Source organism: Janthinobacterium sp. SUN206, from assembly GCF_030587305.1.
Classification (GTDB): Bacteria; Pseudomonadota; Gammaproteobacteria; order Burkholderiales; family Burkholderiaceae_D; genus Janthinobacterium; species Janthinobacterium kumbetense.
This window is the reverse complement of the sequence record NZ_JAPWIB010000003.1, coordinates 1-20,220: the sequence shown is the minus strand read 5'-3', so window position 1 is coordinate 20,220 and position 20,220 is coordinate 1. Positions and strand designations below refer to the sequence as shown.

The window sequence follows — 20,220 nt, the reverse complement described above, 5'->3', positions numbered from 1 at the left end:
CTCAGGCCCCGATCACATGATTGAAGACGGCCAGGGTCTGCTGGCCCAGGCCCGCGATCTCTGCGTCGTCGAGGATGTACGGCGGCATCAGGTAGACGGTGGAGCCGATGGGGCGCATCAACAGTTCATGTTCCAGCGCCGTGCTGAAGAAGCGGCGCGAAAAATCGGGCGCCGCATCGACGGCGTCAAACGCCCAGATCATGCCCTGCTGACGGAAGTTTTTTACCTTGTTATGCTGCGCCAGCGGCGCCAGCGCTTGCGTGATCTTCTCGGCGCGCACGCGGTTGGTGGCCAGCACATCGTCTTCCTCGAAGATGGACAGCGTCGCCAGCGCGGCGCGGCAGGCCAGCGGGTTGCCCGTGTACGAGTGCGAATGCAAAAAGCCGCGGCGCACGTCGGTGCTGTAGAACGCCTGGTAGATGTCTTCGCGCGTCATCACCAGCGATAAAGGCAGATAGCCGCCGCTGATGCCTTTCGACAGGCAGACGAAGTCGGGCCAGATGCCGGCCTGTTCGCAGGCGAAGAAGGTGCCCGTGCGGCCGCAGCCGACGGCGATTTCATCGAGGATCAGATGGACTTGATAACGGTCGCACAGGGCGCGCACCAGCGCCAGGTACAGCGGGTCGTGCATGGCCATGCCGGTGGCGCATTGCACCAGCGGCTCGATGATGATGGCGGCGATCTTGTCGGCCTTTTGCTGGAACAAATGCTCGACGTCGGCAGCCGCGCGGCGCGCCACGTCTTGGGCGGACTCGCCTTCGGCCGCCTGGCGGAAGTCGGGCGACATCACCGTTTGCGTTGCCCGCAGCAAGGGGCCGTAGGCATCCTTGAACAGGGCGACGTCTGTGACGGCCAGCGCGCCGATGGTTTCGCCGTGGTAGCTGCCTTTCAGGCAGACGAATTCCTGTTTTTCACCCTTGCCGCTGTTGCGCCAGGCGTGAAAACTCATTTTCAGGGCGATTTCCACGGCCGACGCCCCGTCGGACGCGTAAAAGCTGTGGCCAAGCACGCCGCCTGTCAAGGCGGAGAGCTTTTCCGACAGCTCGATCACCGGTTCATGCGTAAAGCCGGCCAGCATCGCGTGTTCCAGCCGGTCCAGCTGGTCCTTCAGCTCCGCATTGATGCGCGGATTCGCGTGGCCGAACAGGTTCACCCACCAGGAGCTGATGGCGTCCAGGTAGCGTCGTCCTTCGTGATCATACAGCCAGGCGCCGCGGCCGTGGCTGACGGGGATCAATGGGACCGTCTCGTGGTGCTGCATCTGTGTGCACGGATGCCACACGCTGCGCAGACTGCGTTCGACCCAGCCCGATTGTTTTTCTGCTTTCAAAACTGCTCCAATGATATTCTTAGTCCATGAGCTGTGGACTATTAACTAGCCCATGAGCCAACTCGGCTTGCGCTTGTCGAGGAACGATTGCACGCCTTCGCGTCCCTGCTCCGAGGCGCGGATCTGCGCGATGCGCTCGGCGGTGTCCGCCAGCAGCGCGTCGTCGACGGGTTGGCCGACGATCTCGCGCACCAGCGTTTTCGCTTGCGCCACGGCGTGCGGACTGTTGCCCGTCAGCGCTTTGAGCACCTCGGCCGTTTTCGCGTCCAGCGCGTCTGCCTCGACTACCTCGTGGGCAAAGCCGATGCGCAGCGCTTCCTGAGCGGAGAATCGCTCGGCGGTCAGGAAATAGCGGCGTGCCGCGTTTTCGCCCATGGCCTTGATGACATACGGTGAAATAGTGGCGGGAATCAGTCCCAGCCGCACTTCGCTCAGGCAGAAATGCACGTCTTCCGCAACCAGAATGATATCGCATGCGGCGACGAGGCCCATGCCGCCCGCATAGCAGTCGCCCTGAACCTTCGCCACCACGGGTTTCGGACACAGGTAAATCGTGCGCAGCATCTGCGCCAGCTGCAGCGCGTCGGCCTGGTTTTCGGCGTGCGTATAGCCTGCCATCTTCTTCATCCAGTTCAAGTCCGCACCGGCGCAAAAGGCCGCGCCATTCGCCGCCAGCACGATGGCGCGCACCATGTCGCTGCGTCCCAGGCCCTCGAAGGCGCGCGCCAGTTCGGCGATCGTCGTCTCGTTGAAGGCGTTGCGCACGTCCGGGCGGTTCAGGGTCACGGTGGCAACATTGCCTTCGATGACCAGCTTTAAGGTTTCAAATTCCATTATCTTCCCCCTGAATGCTGCTTACATGCGGAATACGCCGAACTTCGTGTCCGGGATTTCCGCGTTCAAGGCGGCCGACAGGCCCAGGCCCAGCACCATGCGGGTATCGGCCGGGTCGATCACGCCATCGTCCCACAGGCGCGCGGTGGCGTAATACGGGTGGCCCTGGTGTTCGTATTGCTCCTTGATCGGCTGCTTGAAGGCCGCTTCCTCGTCCGCGCTCCACTGCCCGCCCTTGCCTTCGATGCCGTCGCGCTTGACGGTGGCCAGCACGGATGCGGCCTGGTCGCCGCCCATGACGGAAATGCGGGCATTCGGCCACATCCACATGAAGCGGGGCGAAAACGCGCGGCCGCACATGCCGTAATTGCCGGCGCCGAAGCTGCCGCCGATGATCACCGTGAACTTTGGCACGCTAGCCGTCGCGACGGCCGTCACCATCTTGGCGCCATTGCGGGCAATGCCCTCGTTTTCGTATTTGCGGCCCACCATGAAGCCCGTGATATTTTGCAGGAAGACGAGCGGGATCTTGCGCTGGCAGCACAATTCGATGAAATGCGTGCCTTTCAGGGCCGATTCGGAGAACAAGATGCCGTTATTGGCGATGATGCCGACTTTGACGCCATAGATATGCGCGAAGCCGCAGATCAGGGTGGTGCCGTAGCGGGCCTTGAATTCGTCGAAATCGCTGCCGTCGACGATGCGCGCGATCACCTCGCGTACGTCGAACGGTTTGCGCGTGTCGACGGGGATCACGCCATACAGTTCTTGCGTCGGGTATTTCGGTTCGACGGAGTCGCGCAAGGCCATCTGCTGCGGTTTTTTACGGTTCAGGTTTGAGACGATGGTGCGCGCCAGCGACAGCGCGTGCAGGTCGTTCTGCGCCAGGTGGTCGACCACGCCGGACAAACGCGTGTGCACGTCGCCGCCGCCCAGGTCTTCGGCCGTCACCACTTCTCCCGTCGCCGCTTTCACCAGCGGCGGGCCGCCGAGGAAAATCGTGCCCTGTTCCTTGACGATGATCGATTCGTCGCTCATGGCCGGCACATAGGCGCCGCCCGCCGTGCAAGAGCCCATGACGACGGCGATTTGCGGAATGCCCTTGGCCGACAGGTTCGCCTGGTTGTAGAAGATGCGGCCGAAATGGTCGCGGTCGGGGAAGACGTCGTCCTGGTTCGGCAGGTTGGCGCCGCCCGAATCGACCAAATAAATGCAGGGCAGGTTGTTCTGGTCGGCGATTTCCTGGGCGCGCAAATGCTTTTTCACCGTCATCGGGTAATACGTGCCGCCCTTGACGGTGGCGTCGTTGCAGACGATGACGCATTCCTGGCCCGAGACCCTGCCGATGCCCGTGATGATGCCGGCGGCGGGCGCCGCATCGACGCCCTTGGCGTCCTGGTACATGGCGTAGGCCGCCATCTGGGAAAACTCGAGGAAGGGCGTGCCGGGATCGAGCAGCATCTGCACGCGGTCGCGCGGCAGCAGCTTGCCGCGCGCCAGGTGCTTGGCGGCCGCCGCCTCGCCGCCGCCGGCCGCGATTTTCTCGACCTTGTCGCGCAAATCGTCGACGATGGCTTGCATTGCCGCGGCATTGGCCTTGAAATCTTCACTGCGCGGATTGAGTTTGCTTTCGATGTGCGGCATTGCGGTTCCTTTTTATTATCGCCCGGTCTCTCGGGTCGCGCTATTCGGGAAAACTGCCGTCGAGATAAAACCAGCGCAGGGCGCCACCACCGCGCTTGTCCGCCTCGCGCACGAAGCGGCTCACTTCATGCAGGCGGTGCGCGCGGCCGTTGACCTTGTAGCGGGCCACGAATTCCACGCTGTCGCGCTGTATCTCTTCGGCTTGATCTGCTGATTCTGCTTTACGTTGACGTAAACGTAAAGCAGATTTTACCTCAAGTCCCAGCCAGTGGACTTTTTCTTCTTCGGCGAATAAAGCGTCGGCGGGACAGGTGCTGGCGTGCCAGGTGGCGCGCAGATAGGGCTCGTCGCGCAAGGTGAAGGCCGTGTAGCGCGAGCGCATCAGGGCTTCGGCCGTGGGCGGCAAGGCGTCGCCCGCGATATACGGGCCGCAGCAACTGGCGTAGGAGGCGCCGCCACAGGGGCAGGCGGCAGAGGTCGAGGGTGTGGGCATGCGCTGGCAGACAGGAGAACTGAAAAGTTCCGCAATTATCCGCCATAACGGCAGCGGCGCGTGCGCGCCGCCTTGGGCAGCTATTTTTTCGGGCTGAGGAAGTCCAGCGCGAACGGCGGCGCCTTGTTCTGCATCAGGTCGGCCAGGATGCGCGCCGTGCCGGCGGCAAAGGTAAAGCCCAGCGGACCATGGCCCACGTTGAGCCACAGATTGCCGACTTTGCTGGCGCCCACCAGCGGCGCGCTGTTCGGCGTGGCGGGGCGCAGGCCGGCCCAGGCCGTGGCCTGGTCGTAGTCGGCGCCGTGCGGCATGGCTTCGCGCGCCAGCCGCGTCAGGCCGGCGATGCGGTTCCAGTCGATGCTGTTGTCGGCGCCCACCATGTCGACCATGGCGGCCACGCGCAGGTCGCCGCCTATGCGCGCATACAGCACCTTGCGTTCGAAATCCGTGATGCTGATCTCGGGCGCCTGGTCCTGTGCGCGGATGGGCGCCGTCAGGCTGTAGCCTTTCAGCGGATACAGGGGCAGGTAGACGCCTGCCGTGGCGGCCAGGTCGCGGCTCTGGATGCCGGCCGCCAGCACGTAGTGATCTGCCTGCAACAGGCCCAGGCTGGTGTCGATGCCCGTGACCTTGCCCTTGTGCGTGACGAGGCGGCGCGCCTCGCCTTTCAGCAGGAGGGAAAAATTCGGGTGCTGCAGCAAACGCGCTTCCAGGGCCAGGCAAAAGGCGTGGCAATCGGCCACGGCTTCTCCTTCGGTAAAGATACCGCCCGCCAGGGCACCCTGCAGGGCCGCCAGCGCCGGTTCGCGCTGCACGGCTTCAGACGGCGACAGGACGACGCGCGCCTCTTCCGATTCCGGCCGCGCCACGGCCCGCTGAAAGATGGCGGGCGTGCGGTAGACGATGAGTTTACCTGCATCGCGCCAGGCATACGCTTCCGGCGGCACCGTCAATTCCAGCTGCGCCATGCCGGCGCGGCTCCATTCTCCCAGTTGCAGCAGCTTGGCCGTCGTGCGGGCATTGCTGGCGCTGTTGCAATTACGCAAGAAACTGGCCATCCAGCGCCATTGGCGCCAGTCCGCCTCGGGACGGAAGCGCAGCGGACCGTCTTTTTGCAGCAGCCACTGCAAGGCTTTGAAGGGCACGCCCGCGTCCGCCAAGGGCGCCACATAGCGATAGCTGAGCTGGCCGCCATTGCGGTAGCTGGCGGCGATGGCCACCTGTTCATTGCGTTCCAGTACAGTGACCTTGTATCCGGCCTCGGCCAGCCACCAGGCCGATGTCAGACCGACGATGCCGCCGCCGATGATGATGACTTGTTGCTGCATGTTGCCTCGCTGCGTTGCGCTCCCATGGTGCGGGAGCATTCGGGAAGAGCTTAGAGGCTGGCCGTCAACGCAGCCAATGAAACATCATGGTGCAGCCATAACTTTCAGGAATGCACTATTTCGGTGCAAATTATTCATGCTTGTCAATCGCACCACGGTATAGGGTGGTGAGTATCAATTCCTCGCTGCGGCCCATGGCGGAGTACGTGCCTGGATAGCGTTCGGGATCGCTGCCCGTGCCGCCCACCAGCATCACCATGCCGTTCCTGTTCTTGAAATCGAGCACGAAGGCGGACACCAGGCCATACGCGTCGCCCAAATGGCCCACGGCCGTGAAGCTGGCGCCCTCGACCAGGCCATTGCCCTGCCCCGCCACCGCGTCGAATTGCTGGTTGCCCAGCCCCCAGGCGCGGTACAGGCCCCGCTCGCTGTCGCCATTGCTGGCGTCTGGCGCCAATTGCCATTGCCGGCCAAACATCAGTGCGATGCTGGCCGGCTGCAATAGCTGCTGATCCTGGTAGCGGCCCCCGTCGAGCAGCATCTGCATGACCTTGCCCAGTCCCGCGGCGGAAATGCGCAAGCCGCCCGTGGGACTGAAGACGGTGGCGTTGCTGCCGATCACATAGCTGGCCATGCCGGCCGGTGGACGCTGGTAAAAATCGTCGGCCTGGGCGATCCATGGCCCGTGCGGCTGCCACACTTCCGTCTCCAGCGTGCGCTTGCGGTACAGGGTGGCCGTATTTGCGACCTCTTCCGGGGAAAAGGCGGCCGGGTTGTAGCCGCCGCGCACGTCGAGGGGATCGAGCAGTAGGCGCCGCATCAGCAAGTCGAAGCGCTCGCCCGTGACTTTTTCCATCACCGTGCCGATCACGCCCCAGTTCAGGTTGGCATACGTAAAGTAGCGGCCCGGCGCTGCGGCGCGATCCCACATGCTGTCGCCGCCGGCCGTAAACACGTCGCGCAGGCTGCGTTCCGGTCCCCAGGCGTAGCCGCCCGCGTCGCGCAGCGAGGAAGTGTGGCTGAGCAAGCTGCGCAGGGTCAACGGTTGCTGGGGGAAATGCGGGTTGCGCAGGGAAAAGCCCAGATAAATGCCCACGTCCTGGTCCAGGCTCAGCTTGCCCTGCTCGACCAGCCGCATCAGGCCCAGCGTGGTCATCATCTTCGAGACGGAAGCGATGCGGAACAGGGTGGCCGGCGTCACGGGCAAGCTGTCCGCCGGCGTGGCGGCCATGTGCCGGCAGCCAAATTGTTGCTGATAAGACACCTTGCCATGGCGGATGGCCAGCACGGACAGGCTGGCCAGCGGGTGGGCCGTATCGTCGACGATGGCGGCCAGCGTGGCATCGAGCGCGCGCAGCTGGTCGCTGCCGCTGCCGGGCGGGGCGGCCAGCGCGCTCCAGGTCGTGCCCAGCAGCAGCAAGCCCAGTAAACCCGTCATTTTATTGTGCATGTTTCCCTGTTGTCCGATGTGGTGGAGGCGTCACCAGCATAGGGCGCGATGGTTTACATGGCTAATGAAAATTGCTTATTTATCTATAATGCAAAGCTATACGTAAGGTAAAACATTGTTTTTTTAAGTGTATAACCGTTATTTATGGTCATTTTCCATTTATTCATGGGTGGACGGGCTACGCGCAGGCGCCATCGCTATTACACTAGGAGGACAAGGAGAACTGTATGAGCCAGACCAGCGTAGAACTCAAGGTCGATTTAAATGACAATTCGCCTTTATATATGCAGATCGCCCGCAAGCTGAGCGATGACGTACGCAACGGCCGCTACCAGGTAGACCAGGCCCTGCCATCCGAACGTACCCTGTCCGAACTGCTTGACGTATCGCGCGTGACTGCCCGCAAGGCCATCGACCAGCTCGTCGAGCAAGGTCTCGTCGTGCGCCGCCGCGGCTCGGGCAACTATATTGCCCCGCGCATCGAACAGCCGCTGTCGAACCTGTCGAGCTTTTCCGAGCAGCTGCAGCAGCGCGGCTACCGCCCCGGTTCGCGCTGGCTCAAGCGCGAAGTCGTCATCGCCAGCAGCGATGAGCAGCTGAGCCTGGGCCTGGCGCAGAACACGAAAGTGGCGCGCCTGGAGCGCTTGCGCCTGGCCGACGACGTCGTGATGGCGTATGAAGTGAGCGTGCTGCCGTTCAGCGTGGTGCCGGACCCGGATACCATGGGCGACTCGCTGTATGAATACTTGAGCAGCATCAAGAAAGCTCCCGTGCGCGCCTTGCAGCACATCCGCGCCATGAATGCGACGGACGTGCTGGCCAAGCAGCTGGGCATCCCCGATGGCCAGGCCGTGCTGTTCATCACGCGCATCGCCTACCTGGAGTCGGGCGAAGCGGTGGAACTCACGCATTCGTATTGCCGCAGCGATCATTACGATTTTGTGGCGGAAATGCGCCGCGCTCCGTAAATCTACTGCTCGATCAGGCGGATCATGGATTCCGCCACGCCGACGGACGCTTCCCAGCTCATGCCCGTCACCAGCCTGCCGTCGACCTCGACGTGGCTCTTGCCGTTGGCGCCGTGCCTGAATATGCCGCCATGGCCCTTGATGCTCGCTTCTGCCGAAAAGGGATAGGCCTTGTAGACCGGCGATTCCTTGTTCAGAAACGCATCGGGGAACGAGGTGAGCACCTTGCCCTGGATCAGGAAAGTACCGTCACGCAGCTTCAGATTCTTGATGCCCTCGGTGCCATGGCAGATGGCCGCAATCACCCCGCCCTGTTGTTCGTAGATACGCAAGGCGATGTCCTGCAGCGGCTTGTTGTCCGGGATGCCGACGATGGCCGCGCCGCCGCCGACGAAAGCCATGCCCGCATACTCGTCTGCCCTGACCTCGGCGACGGGCTTGGTATGGGCCAGCGCCCACATGAAATCACTGTCGTACAGATGCTTCTTGAGCAGCGCGTCCGACGTGACGATCATTTCCAGGGGAATGGCGCCCCCCTCGGGACTGACGAAGTCGACGGCGTACCCTGCTTTGCGAAAGACATCATAGGTATACGCGATCTCCGGAAAATTATTGCCTGCGTTAACCTTTGTGCCGGGATATTGATGCACATTCGACACGACCAGCAGCACCTTGCGTGCCTGGCGCGGGGCTGCTGGCTCGCGATCTGCCGACTTGCTGATGATCTTCCAGTTGCCGGCGATCTTTTTCAACAGAAAGACATCCACATAGCGCACCCCTTGCTGGGGAATGTGGATCTCGGCCTTGGCGGTGGCCACCTTGCCGCTCACATCCACCTTGATCAGCCGCCCGTGGCGCCCATTGAATTGCCCTATTTTCTCTTGGGAAAAGAGTTTGGCGTATTCCGGACCGCTCAATTCCCATTCCGCATCGTTTTTGCCGTCCAGGTAAAGGCGGGCATTGGCATAAAAGGCCTGGTTGATCTCGCTCTGCACGTTAAAGCTGGTGCCATGCATATACAAGCGCACGGTTTCCCGGATGGCATTTTCGTCCTGGTCTGCGGCAGAGCCGACGGCGGTGATGCTCAGGAAGCAACAGGCGAGTATCGTTCGCAATAAAAACTGAATCATGGATGTACCCTGCATGTAGAACTGCGTTTATCGGAGCAACGACTATTTCAGATCGCTGGTGGTCGATAATTTATCGAAATGCAGGGGAATTGATGTCGCCAAACATGATTTCAGACTCCGGAATGGCGATTCCGGAGAGGTTTCATGCGGAAATGGCCCTGGCCGCCTGGCTGGATTGGGCCCGGAAGCTGGCGGGAGTCTGGCCAGCCACTTTCTTGAAGGTCGAGTAGAAGGTGGAACTGGAATTGAACCCGCAGCGCTCGGCGACGCTATCCATGTTCCATTGCGGCTCGTCGCTCAATACCTGTTTCGCTTCGGCGATACGGTATTCGTTGACGTAGGTAGTGAAGCTCTTGCCCAGCTTGTCATTCAATACCTGCGACACCTGCGCCTGCGTGCATCCCGCCCGCTTGGCGAGCTGGGCCAGGGTCAGGTTCGGATTCAGATAGGATTTCTGCCCGCTCATCTGTTGTTCCAGCGCGGCGAGCACGGCAAGCGTATCGTCGTGCGTCAGGCGGCTATTCCGGTACTTTTGCTGCGGGTCGGCAGGCGCCAGGATTTCCTTTCTCAGCAGAAAGACCATCACCGCCACATGCAGCGAGAAGGTGAACGACAAGGCGCCGACAATATAGGACGTGAACGGCGTGCTCGCGTAGGCCGCCAACATGAGACAACTGCCTGCAAAGACGCTCAGCAGGAGCACGCTGCTGGTCGCCATCCGCTGTCCCTCGTTCCACCATGCGCGGCGGCTTTGCCACAGCAGCCTGGCGGTTGCCAGCAGGTAGCATAGCCAAAACACATGAATGGCATGGCTCGACTGGTTCCACACAGCACGATACGCGGAATATGGAAAGGCAACACCAATGCCGATCAGCAGGAAGGACAAGCCCAGATGCCAGCGCCATTCTTGTCCGGCAGGCCGTTGCGCCAGCCCGGCGATGAAGGCGCGTACATATAAATAGGTCAAGGGACCGATCAGCAGGCAGGCCGACAGGCCCAGCTGGCGGAATTCGATGGCGATCGCAGGGTTGAAGTAGAGGAAAGCGGACTTGGCGGTGCGCACCCCGACGGCAAGCAGCAATGCCCCCAGCATGCAGTCGGCGAGGCAGCGTGGCCGGCGGCTGAAAAAATAGACGGCCAGGAAAATGCCGTTGATGGCGCCAAGGGCGCTAAACAGGAACAGCAATTGGCGAGCGATCATGGGGCGTGTCGTGGATGTTGGCGTCGAACTGAAGTATAGACATAAACGGGTCTGAAACTTGCCTCTGGGCCACTGAATGAACAAATTCAGCAACTGGTTTGCCGCCGTAGCGAAGTACGCCTGGTTGCACTGGCCATAAACTCCCGTTATGCCTGCCCGCCATCCTTTCATGGTTGATCCCGCTCGTTGGTATTAAACTGGTTTCACGGTCAACCATGTTCTGAAATCATGTTGAAAACTGAAACTCCGAGCCGGCGGCATCCGGACCTGGACCTGTATCCGGTGGAGCAACTGGTGGCGGCGCTGGTCGACGACCAGTTCTGGGCCGTCGAAGCCGTCCGGCTGGCGTCGCCCGGCATCGCTGCCGCCATCACGGCAGCCCTGCCCCGCATCGCGGCCGGCGGGCGCCTGTTGTACGTGGGCGCGGGCACGTCGGGCCGCCTGGGCGTACTCGACAGCGTTGAACTCAATCCCACGTTTTCCTGGCCGCCCGAACGGGCCGTCGCCATCCTGGCCGGTGGCGCGGGCGCCATGTTCACGGCCGTCGAAGGGGCGGAAGATGATTTACAGCAAGGTGAGGCGGACTTGCTGGCCCTGCAGCCGCAGAGCAATGACGTGGTGATCCTGCTGGCCGCGTCCGGCGCCACGCCGTATGTGCTGGGCGCGCTGCTGGCCGCGCGCAAGGCGGGCGCCTTGACCATCGGCATCGCCAACAATGTGGACGCCCCCGTGGCGCACGAGGCGCAATGCGGCATCGTGCTCGACACAGGTACGGAAGTCATTTCCGGCAGCACGCGCCTGAAGGCGGGCACGGCGCAAAAAATCACCTTGAACACGATTTCCAGCGCCCTGATGGTCGGTTTGCACAAAACTTACGGAAACTTGATGGTAGACTTGAAGCCGACCAACGCCAAGCTGATCTGGCGGGCCGTGCGTCTGACCATGCACGCCACCGGCGCCAGCGAAGTGCAGGCCAGAACCGTGCTGGAGCAATGCCACTATCACGTCAAGGTGGCGATTGTTGCCTTGATCAAAAAAATCAACACAAACCAGGCACAGGCATTGTTGGCCGGCGCGGACGGCAGTGTGCGGGCGGCACTGGCGGCGTGATCCGATGGCGCGGCATTCTTCTGCCTGGGAGACCAAGAAGGATGTATGGAGCTTGTGAAACAAACCGCCCCGGCGCGCGCGAATAAGCCGTCAAATAAGCCGTGGCTGTGGATCCCTTCCCTGTATTTCGGCCAGGGCATCCCCTATGTTGTTGTCATGACACTGTCCGTGATCATGTACAAGAACTACGGCTTTTCCAATACGGATATCGCGCTGTATACGAGCTGGTTGTACTTGCCCTGGGTTATCAAGCCCCTGTGGTCGCCCTTCATCGATATGTACCGCACCAAGCGCTTCTGGATCGTCGGCTTGCAGCTGGTGATCGGCGCCGCGCTGGCGCTGGTGGCCTTGACGACGTCCCTGCCCCATTTTTTCCAGATCAGCCTGGCCATCTTCTGGCTGATGGCTTTCAGTTCCGCCACGCATGACATCGCCGCCGACGGCTTTTATATGCTGGGGCTGGAAGAGCACCAGCAGGCGGCCTTCGTGGGTGTGCGCAGCACGTTTTACCGCCTGGCAATGATCGCCGGCCAGGGGGGCCTCGTGTATCTGGCCGGCTACCTGACGCATACGACGGGCAATGTGCAACTGGCCTGGTCCGTCGTGTTCGCCATCCTGGCGGGCCTGTTCATCGCCCTCTTCCTGTATCACTATTTTATTTTGCCCAAGCCCAAGGATGACCGGCCCAGCATCCAGGGCGCCGGTATTTCCCCTCTGCAAGAGTTCGTCGCCACCTTTGCCTCCTTCTTCAAGAAGAAGGATATTTTCGTCATCCTGGGCTTTCTGCTGCTGTTCCGCCTGGGCGAAGCGCAACTGTTGAAACTGGCCGCGCCCTTCCTGCTCGATCCGGTCGCGAAGGGCGGCCTGGGCCTCAGCACGGAACAGGTGGGCCTCGTCTACGGCACCATCGGCGTCATCGCCCTGACCCTGGGCGGCTTGCTGGGCGGATTCATCATTTCCCGCTTCGGCTTGAAACGTTGCCTGTGGATCATGGTGCTGTCCGTCCACTTGCCCGATCTGGTCTTCGTTTACCTGGCCACGGCCTTGCCCAGCAGCATTTATGTGATCGCTGGCGGTATTGCGTTGGAGCAATTTGGCTATGGCTTCGGTTTCGCGTCCTACATGTTGTACATGATCATGGTCTCCGATGGCGCGCATAAAACGGCCCATTACGCCATTTGCACGGGGTTCATGGCCCTGGGCATGATGTTGCCGGGCATGGCCAGCGGCTGGATACAGCAAATGCTCGGTTACCAGCATTTCTTCATCTGGGTGTGCATCGCCACCATTCCCGCCTTCATCATGGCCGCGCTGGTCAAGATCGATCCCGAATTCGGCAAGAAGGCCGAGGCCTGATTCTTTTGAACGGTGCGCCCGCAAGGATGGCGGGCGCACAGTAAAATGCCCCACCGATAGACCTGCGCTCCACCACTGCAAGGAATTGTTTTGTTGTCTACTTTTAAAAAACGCCTGGGCGCCAGCGCCGGCGTATTGGCCGCGCTGGCCACCGCCACATTGCTCAGCAGCTGTACCAGCACCAAGCTGCCTTCCGCAGTGACGCCGGGTGAAGCGGGTTTGCCGGCCGTGCCGCCCGTGCAGCACATCACGGGTGAAGTGCCGCCGCCGGCGCCGCGCGAGTTCCGCGCCGCCTGGGTGTCAACCGTGGCGAATATCGACTGGCCCAGCCGCAGCAATTTGCCGGTCGCCAAGCAGCAAGCGGAAGCGCTGGCCATCCTCGACCGCGCCAAGTCCTTGAATTTGAATGCGATTGTGCTGCAAGTGCGGCCCAGCGCCGACACGATATACCCGTCGCAACTGGAGCCCTGGTCGGAATACCTGACCGGCAAGCAAGGCCAGCCGCCGTTGCCTTTGTATGACCCGCTGGCCTTCTGGGTGGCCCAGGCGCATGCGCGGGGACTGGAATTGCACGCCTGGTTCAATCCCTACCGTGCCCGCCATGCGACGGCCAAGTCGCCGCTGGCGCGCGACAGTTTCGCGTCCACCAACCCGGCGTCCGTCAAGCAATACGGCCGCTACCTGTGGATGGACCCGGGCGACGCCGCCGCTTCCAAGCACACGACGGACGTGGTGCTCGACGTGGTGCGCCGCTACGATATTGACGGCGTGCACATCGACGATTACTTTTACCCGTATCCGATCGACGCGCCAGGCGCCGGCGCCGGTGCGGAAACGGCCGCGCTGGACGCGGGCAATGGCGGCGCCAAGCGCGAACTGCCGTTTCCCGATGAGCCTTCCTGGCAGCAATATCTGCTGGCTGGCGGTCAGCTGGATCGTCCGTCCTGGCGCCGCCAGAACGTCAACCAGTTGATCGAAGCGTTATATACAGGCATTCACCGCGAAAAGAGCTGGGTGCGCTTCGGCATCAGCCCGTTCGGCATCGGCCGTCCCGACCGCCGCCCTGCCGGCATCGTCGGTTTCAGCCAGTACGACAAATTGTATGCGGATGCGGAACTGTGGCTGGCCAAGGGCTGGCTCGATTACCTGTCGCCGCAGCTGTACTGGCCCGTGGCGCAGGCGCCGCAAGCGTTTGGCGTGCTGCTCGACTATTGGCTGGCGCAAAACCCGTATGGCCGCCACGTGTGGCCGGGTTTGTATACGAGCCGCATCGACAATTCCGCCAAGTCCTTCACGCCGCAAGAGATCATCAAGCAGATCGAAGTGACGCGCACGCGCCCCGGCGCGAATGGACAAGTGCATTTCAGCATGGTGCCCCTGATGCAAAACCGCAAGGGTGTCAGCGACCAGCTCAAGGCGAGCGTGTATCAAAGCCCTGCCCTGATTCCCGCCACGCCATGGCTGGGCAAGGAAGCGCCCGGTACGCCCGTGCTGGCCTTGCGCCGCGATTCCACCAGCCTGAACGTCAAATTGGCGGCGGGCGGCGGCAAACCCGTGGCGCAGTACGCCGTCTGGGCCCGCTACGGCGAAGACTGGCGCTTTACCGTGGTCACGGGCGTGCAGGGCGAACTGACCCTGGTCGACGATGCCACCGGCAAGGTCAATGCGGTGGTGGTCAGCGCCGTCGACCGCCTCGGCAATGAAAGCCCCCGCGTCACCGTGCGCGAACCGTTTGCGGCCCCCGCCAAGTAGTTGCTGAGCGTTTATCCGTAGTCCATAACCTGCAGGCATGAAACATGCGCAAGCTTTCATGCCTGCAAGCTCCGCTTGGCTTTACACTCATGCCATGATTTTCTCCCCTGCAACCTATACTGATACTGCCGTGCTCGGACTGGGCATCGACGCGGGCGGCACGCAGACGCGCTGGGCCCTGGCCAACGGGGACGGCGCCATCGTGGCCGACGGCGTCGTGGAAGGCTTGTCTGCCTTGCAAATGAGCAGCGATGCGGGCCGCGCAGCCGTGCACGCCACGTTTACCCGGCTGTGCCAGGCCGTGCTGGCTGTCGGCCAGCCCTGCGCCGTGGTGGCGGGCTTGACGGGTTTTGGCGGTGACGATGTAACGCTGGCGCCCATGCTGGCGCAATTGCTGGCGCTGGATGCCGGCGACGTGCGCTTGGGCAACGATATCGATATCGCCTATCGCGACAGTTTTGAACCCGGCGAAGGTTATCTGGTCTACGCTGGCACGGGCTCGATTGCCGCCTGGATCGATGCGGATGGCGGCTTTCACCGCGCAGGCGGGCGCGGCGTGCTGCTCGACGATGGCGGCGGCGGCTACTGGATCGCGCGTGAAGCCTTGCGCCACATCTGGCGCCGCGAAGACGAGGCGCCCGGCAGCTGGCAAGGCTCGCCCATGGCCGAGGCCGTGTTTGCGCAACTGGGCGGCAGCGACTGGTCGCTGTCGCGCGCCTTCATGTATGGCCAGGACCGGGGCGCCATCGGCCGGCTGGCGCTGGCCGTGGCCGCCAGTGCGGATGCCGACCCGCTGGCGCTGGACATCTTGCAGCGCGCGGGACAGGAATTGGCGCGCCTGGCGCTGGCCCTGACGGCGCGCCATGGTGCGCGTCCCGTCGTGCTGGCGGGCCGCGCGGCGCAGTTGCACCCGGCCATCGCGGCTGCCATGCGCGCCGCTTTGCCTGTATCGTTGACGCTGGAACAGAAAGTTGCCCGTCCACATGAAGCGGCGGCCAGGATCGCCGTCAAGACGGCCGTCAAGACACAGGCCAGCACTGAACATTTTATTAACCCGAACACGGATCTTCCATGAAAAAAATCGCCCTCGCCCTGCTGGTGGCCTTGCTCTCCGCCTGTACCACGCCCGCGCCGCACCTCGACCACAGTTTGACGGCGCGCAGCCAGAGCCCGCGCGTAAAATTCATCGTCATCCATTACACGGTCAGCGACCTGCCCCGCTCGATCAAGATCCTGACGGAACAAGTGGTCAGCAGCCATTATTTGCTGACGGACACGGACAAGCCGAAGTTTTACGTGCTGGTCGACGAATCGCGCCAGGCCAATCACGCGGGTGTGAGTAACTGGAAGACTTATACACAGTTGAATGTCAGCTCGATCGGCATCGAGATCGTCAACCCAGGCTACAAAGATACGCCGGAAGGCCGCCTCTGGTATCCGTTTCCCCAGGCACAGATCGATGAGCTCATTCCCCTGTTGAAAGATATCCAGGCCCGCTACAACATCGCGCCGGAAAATATCCTCGGTCATAACGAGATCGCCCCCCAGCGCAAGCAGGATCCGGGCCCATTGTTCCCTTGGCGCCAGCTGGCCGATGCGGGCCTGATCGTCTGGCCCGATGCGAATCGTGTCGCTACGCAGCGCCTCATTTTTGAGCAGCAAGTGCCGGACGCCGTCTGGTTCCAGAAAAAGCTGGCCCAGCATGGTTATGCGACGCCGAATACGGGCGTGCTCGACGAAGCGACGCGCAATGTGCTGATCGCTTTCCAGATGAAATACCGCAACAAATTGTTCGATGGCACGCCCGATGGTGAAACGGCGGCCTTGCTGGAAGTGCTGACGACGCCGGCCCCGGCTGTTGCAACAAAGTAGCATGGCCGTTCCAGCCCATGACTTTTTCTTATATGCTGAACATTGACGGCCCTGGCGGCCACGGCAAGGTAAAGGAATAGCTCATGCGGTTGCGTCATATCGAAGTGTTTCACGCCATCATGCAAGTTGGCACCATCAGCGGCGCCGCCCAGGTGCTGCATATCTCGCAGCCGGCCGTCACCAAGGTCTTGCAGCATTGCGAATTGCAACTGGGCATGCCGCTGTTCGAGCGCGTGCGGGGCAAGCTGTACCCGAAACCGGAGGCGCACCGGCTGTTTGTCGAGACGGAAAAGCTCAACCGCGATTTATTGGGCATCCGCCGCCTGGCGGCCAGCCTGAAGGGCCACGCGGTGGAAACCATCCGCCTCGTGTCCACGCCGACGATCGCCATCAGCGTCTTGCCATTCGCCATGACGGAGTGGCGGCGCGACTTTCCCCACACGCGTTGTCAGCTGGCTACCCACCACACTGGCGAGATCGTCAACACCTTGCGTCTCGGCGAAGCGGACCTGGCCGTGTCCCTGCAAGACCCGCGCCATCCGGGTATCGTGGCCGAACCGCTCGCGCATGGCGTCATGACGGTGATCGCGCCCGCCGGCACCTGGCATGCGGCCGATTGCGGCACGCCCCTGACGGCGCATGGCTTGAATGGCGAGCTGATCGGCCATGCCGACAACGATCCGCTGGGCGAACTGGTGGTGGCCGCCTGCGAGGCGCAGGACATTCACCCCGTGTTTTCCACCGTGGTGCAAACCTATCAAATTGCCCGTTCCCTGGTGGAAGCGGGCGCCGGCATGGCCGTGGTCGACCCGTTTACGGCTGCCTCCGGCTCGCCCGAGCGCCTGCAGCGCCGCCCTTGGGCGCCAGCTATCCCCATCCAACTGTATTTATTGACGGCGAGCCACTCGCCGCTGTCGCATGGCGCGCGGCGCCTGGCCGATAGCATCGGCGTGGCCGCGCGTAATTGCCTGGAAAGAGGAGTCTGATGTCTGTTGCAAGTTTACAATTGGAAGCGGTTGGCAACGATCCGCAATTTCGCCACCTGAGCAGCATCGCCGGCATCGCCGTCGACTTGCGCTATGCCACGCCCGACAATTTCGTCGGCCGCGACTTATACAGCCCCATCGATTGCGCCTGGCTGCACCGCGATGCGGCCGCCGCGCTGGAGCGGGCCGTGGCGTGGCTGGCCGCGCGGCGCCCCGATCATCATTTATTGGTGCTCGACGCCTTGCGCCCGCAGCGGGTGCAGCAGCAATTGTGGGACGCGTTGCAGGGTACGGAGTTGCTTGGCTATATCGCCGAACCGTCGCGCGGCTCCATCCACTCGTTCGGCATGGCGCTCGACATCACCATCGTTGGGCCGGATGGGCGGGAACTGGATATGGGGACAGGCTTTGACGATCTGAGTGAGCGCTCGCACCCGGCGCTGGAGTTGGTTTTGCTGGAAAAGGGGGAAATTACGCAGGAGCAGGTGGCACATCGCCGATTGTTGCGCGACGCCATGTTCCAGGCGGGCTTCTTTGGCATCAACAGCGAATGGTGGCATTTCGATTGCGGCGACCGGGTGCTGGTGCGCCAGACCTACACCCGGGTACTCTGATTAAAAGACCTTTAATCCCTTCAGCATCACGATCAGGATCAATACGGGCGAGACAAAGCGCAGCAGGAATAGCAGCACATGCGCCAAGGTTGTATTGTGCAACTGGCCGTGATTGCTGATCGCCTCGATGAAATGCTGCTTGCCCCAGGCCCAGCCGGTAAACAAGGCAATCGCGATGCCGCCCACGGGCAGGAAGATATTCGACGAGACAAAGTCGAACAGATCAAACATATTCAAATCGAATAACTTGAAGTCCGCCAGGGTGCTGTTACTGAGGGCGCACACGGAACCGAGCACGGCCAGCAGCAGCATGGTCACGACGGTGGCCTTGGTGCGCGCCCAGCCAAAGCGTTCATGGAAAATGACCACGGGCACTTCCATCAGCGACAGCATCGCGCCCGTGGCGGCCACGGCGGCCAGGATGAAGAACACCACCATCAGGGCTTGCCCCATGGGAATTTGCGAAAACACGGCAGGAATCGTGATGAACACCAGCGACGGTCCCGCGCTGGGGGCGAAGCCAAACGTGAACACGGCGGGGAAGATGGCGATGCCGGCCAGCATCGATACGCCGAGGTCGGCCGCCATCACGCGCAAGGTCGTGACGGGGATATTCTGGTCATCGCGGAAATAGCTGCCGTACGTCATCATCGTGCCCATGCCGACGGACAATTTAAAGAAGGCCAGGCCCATGGCTGTCAGCACGACGGAGGCCGTCAGCTTGGAAAAATCAGGACGGAACAGAAAAGCCAGGCCTTCGCCCGCTTTATCCAGCGACAGGCTGACCGCGCACAGCAGGAGCAGCAGCAGGAACAGCAGCGGCATCAGTTTCTTGGCAATCGCCTCGATGCCCTTGGTCACGCCCAGCATCAAGATGCCGCCGATAAACAGCAGCACGCCCCATTGCCACAACAGCGATTGCAAAGGATTGCTGATCAGGGAGGCGAAGGCTGCTTCCGTCACCAGTTTGTCGCTGCTGAGGATGGAACCGTCGATGGCTTTGGCGATATAGGCAAACACCCAGCCCACCACTTCCGAGTAAAACGCCACGATCAGGAAGGCGGCCACCATGCCGATGACGCCGACCAGCCACCAGGGCTTGCCCTTCGGCGCCAGCTGTTCCATGGTCGAGATCGGGTTGACCTTGGCGCGGCGTCCCAGGGTGATTTCCGCGATCATCACGGGCAACCCTACTAATAAGGTGGCGAGTAAATAGATGAGCAGGAAGCCGGCGCCGCCATTGGCACCCGTCAAGTAGGGGAACTTCCAGATATTGCCGAGACCGACTGCGGAACCGAGGGTGGCGGCGAGCACGCCGAAGCCAGTGGTAAAGCCAGCTCGTTTCAGGGTCAGGCCTGATCCTTGAGCTTGTTGTTTCATGGTGAATCTTCTATGGATGGACGCGAATGTGCGCTGAGGGGGCGAAATTGTAGCAGTTGGCCGCAAATACCCCGGAAAAGCCTTGCTACTCCCGGGGCGCTTTGCTATAGTTCGCCTCCCCAATGAGACGCACTAGTTTGCGGCACAAAAGGGACAGCCTTCAGGGGCTGGGTAGTAGAAAAGAAGGTGTTGACGATTGTGCTGAAATGCTTCATACTCTTCCTTCTTCGCAGCTGACAAACACAACGCTTTGTCGATAGCGCGAAAGCAGTAACCGAATACAGTTCTTTAACAATTAACAGTCGATAAGTGTGGGCATTTGATGTAAGTGCAGCGCCAATCTTCGGATTGGCGTAATACTTAAAATATATCAAATGTTCACAAGAAATAATGAAATAGGATACTTCTTCGGAAGTAGCCTGTCAGTTTTTTGAGTGAGCAAATCTTTTGCAATGTAAAAGATTTGGATGGTAGCGATACTGTCCGACCTGTCAGAAATGACATTAAACAGAGATTAAACTGAAGAGTTTGATCCTGGCTCAGATTGAACGCTGGCGGCATGCCTTACACATGCAAGTCGAACGGCAGCACGGAGCTTGCTCTGGTGGCGAGTGGCGAACGGGTGAGTAATATATCGGAACGTACCCTAGAGTGGGGGATAACGTAGCGAAAGTTACGCTAATACCGCATACGATCTAAGGATGAAAGTGGGGGATCGCAAGACCTCATGCTCGTGGAGCGGCCGATATCTGATTAGCTAGTTGGTAGGGTA

The 20,220-nt window shown here is 61.5% G+C and carries 17 protein-coding genes and 1 rRNA gene; 9 read left to right on the top strand and 9 right to left on the bottom strand.

Annotated features, from left to right (window positions below; translation table 11 throughout):
* Position 1: 1 nt before the first annotated feature.
* From bioA to O3300_RS16990, 6 genes are all read right to left on the bottom strand, one after another.
* On the bottom strand, positions 2-1,330 hold the full coding sequence (gene bioA, locus O3300_RS17015; RefSeq protein WP_305053611.1) for an adenosylmethionine--8-amino-7-oxononanoate transaminase: 1,329 nt from the start codon (positions 1,328-1,330) through the stop codon (positions 2-4).
* 45 nt (positions 1,331-1,375) lie between these two features.
* Positions 1,376-2,164, bottom strand: coding sequence for an enoyl-CoA hydratase/isomerase family protein (locus O3300_RS17010; protein ID WP_099666038.1), 789 nt, complete (start codon positions 2,162-2,164; stop codon positions 1,376-1,378).
* Positions 2,165-2,185: 21 nt separating this feature from the next.
* The gene (locus tag O3300_RS17005) at positions 2,186-3,808 is read right to left on the bottom strand and encodes a carboxyl transferase domain-containing protein (RefSeq protein WP_289918840.1); all 1,623 of its coding nucleotides are present in this window, start codon (positions 3,806-3,808) and stop codon (positions 2,186-2,188) included.
* Between the two features lie 40 nt (positions 3,809-3,848).
* Entirely contained in the window at positions 3,849-4,301 is a 453-nt protein-coding gene (locus O3300_RS17000) for a YchJ family protein (RefSeq protein ID WP_305053610.1), read from the bottom strand.
* A gap of 80 nt (positions 4,302-4,381) precedes the next feature.
* Positions 4,382-5,668 carry a D-amino acid dehydrogenase gene (locus O3300_RS16995; protein ID WP_305053609.1) on the bottom strand — a complete coding sequence of 429 codons (1,287 nt, stop codon included), beginning with the start codon at positions 5,666-5,668 and terminating at the stop codon, positions 4,382-4,384.
* A 91-nt stretch (positions 5,669-5,759) separates the two neighbouring features.
* A complete protein-coding gene (locus O3300_RS16990) occupies positions 5,760-7,079 on the bottom strand; it encodes a serine hydrolase (protein ID WP_305053608.1) in 1,320 nt (439 codons plus the stop codon).
* Between the two features lie 227 nt (positions 7,080-7,306).
* Here O3300_RS16990 and O3300_RS16985 point away from each other — a divergent pair, with 227 nt between their 5' ends.
* Positions 7,307-8,047, top strand: a complete 741-nt coding sequence (locus tag O3300_RS16985) for a GntR family transcriptional regulator (RefSeq protein ID WP_077398269.1) — start codon at positions 7,307-7,309, stop codon at positions 8,045-8,047.
* 2 nt (positions 8,048-8,049) lie between these two features.
* Here the strand turns inward: O3300_RS16985 and O3300_RS16980 are convergent, their stop codons facing one another.
* The gene (locus O3300_RS16980; RefSeq protein ID WP_305053607.1) at positions 8,050-9,177 is read right to left on the bottom strand and encodes a nuclear transport factor 2 family protein; all 1,128 of its coding nucleotides are present in this window, start codon (positions 9,175-9,177) and stop codon (positions 8,050-8,052) included.
* Positions 9,178-9,319: 142 nt separating this feature from the next.
* Positions 9,320-10,549 carry a helix-turn-helix transcriptional regulator gene (locus tag O3300_RS16975; protein WP_305053606.1) on the bottom strand — a complete coding sequence of 410 codons (1,230 nt, stop codon included), beginning with the start codon at positions 10,547-10,549 and terminating at the stop codon, positions 9,320-9,322.
* Positions 10,550-10,606: 57 nt separating this feature from the next.
* On the opposite strand from O3300_RS16975, the gene O3300_RS16970 reads away from it, so the two are divergent.
* From O3300_RS16970 to O3300_RS16940, 7 genes are all read left to right on the top strand, one after another.
* Positions 10,607-11,488 carry an N-acetylmuramic acid 6-phosphate etherase gene (locus O3300_RS16970; RefSeq protein ID WP_099666046.1) on the top strand — a complete coding sequence of 294 codons (882 nt, stop codon included), beginning with the start codon at positions 10,607-10,609 and terminating at the stop codon, positions 11,486-11,488.
* A 45-nt stretch (positions 11,489-11,533) separates the two neighbouring features.
* The gene (locus O3300_RS16965) at positions 11,534-12,844 is read left to right on the top strand and encodes an MFS transporter (protein WP_305053605.1); all 1,311 of its coding nucleotides are present in this window, start codon (positions 11,534-11,536) and stop codon (positions 12,842-12,844) included.
* A 90-nt stretch (positions 12,845-12,934) separates the two neighbouring features.
* Positions 12,935-14,596 (top strand): glycoside hydrolase family 10 protein, encoded by a 1,662-nt coding sequence (locus O3300_RS16960; protein WP_289918855.1) that lies wholly within the window; start codon positions 12,935-12,937, stop codon positions 14,594-14,596.
* Between the two features lie 94 nt (positions 14,597-14,690).
* On the top strand, positions 14,691-15,671 hold the full coding sequence (locus O3300_RS16955) for a BadF/BadG/BcrA/BcrD ATPase family protein (RefSeq protein ID WP_305053604.1): 981 nt from the start codon (positions 14,691-14,693) through the stop codon (positions 15,669-15,671).
* Entirely contained in the window at positions 15,668-16,468 is an 801-nt protein-coding gene (locus O3300_RS16950; RefSeq protein ID WP_305053603.1) for an N-acetylmuramoyl-L-alanine amidase, read from the top strand. The genes O3300_RS16955 and O3300_RS16950 overlap by 4 nt, the downstream gene beginning before the upstream one ends.
* A gap of 83 nt (positions 16,469-16,551) precedes the next feature.
* Positions 16,552-17,454, top strand: coding sequence for a LysR family transcriptional regulator (locus O3300_RS16945; RefSeq protein WP_251349699.1), 903 nt, complete (start codon positions 16,552-16,554; stop codon positions 17,452-17,454).
* Positions 17,454-18,068: a M15 family metallopeptidase gene (locus tag O3300_RS16940; protein ID WP_305053602.1), complete on the top strand. Its 615-nt coding sequence runs from the start codon at positions 17,454-17,456 to the stop codon at positions 18,066-18,068. The genes O3300_RS16945 and O3300_RS16940 overlap by 1 nt, the downstream gene beginning before the upstream one ends.
* On the opposite strand, the gene O3300_RS16935 is transcribed toward O3300_RS16940, so the two are convergent.
* Positions 18,069-19,448, bottom strand: a complete 1,380-nt coding sequence (locus tag O3300_RS16935; RefSeq protein WP_289899767.1) for a sodium-dependent transporter — start codon at positions 19,446-19,448, stop codon at positions 18,069-18,071.
* 516 nt (positions 19,449-19,964) lie between these two features.
* Here O3300_RS16935 and O3300_RS16930 point away from each other — a divergent pair.
* Positions 19,965-20,220: ribosomal RNA gene (locus O3300_RS16930) — 16S ribosomal RNA — on the top strand; the annotation flags it as partial.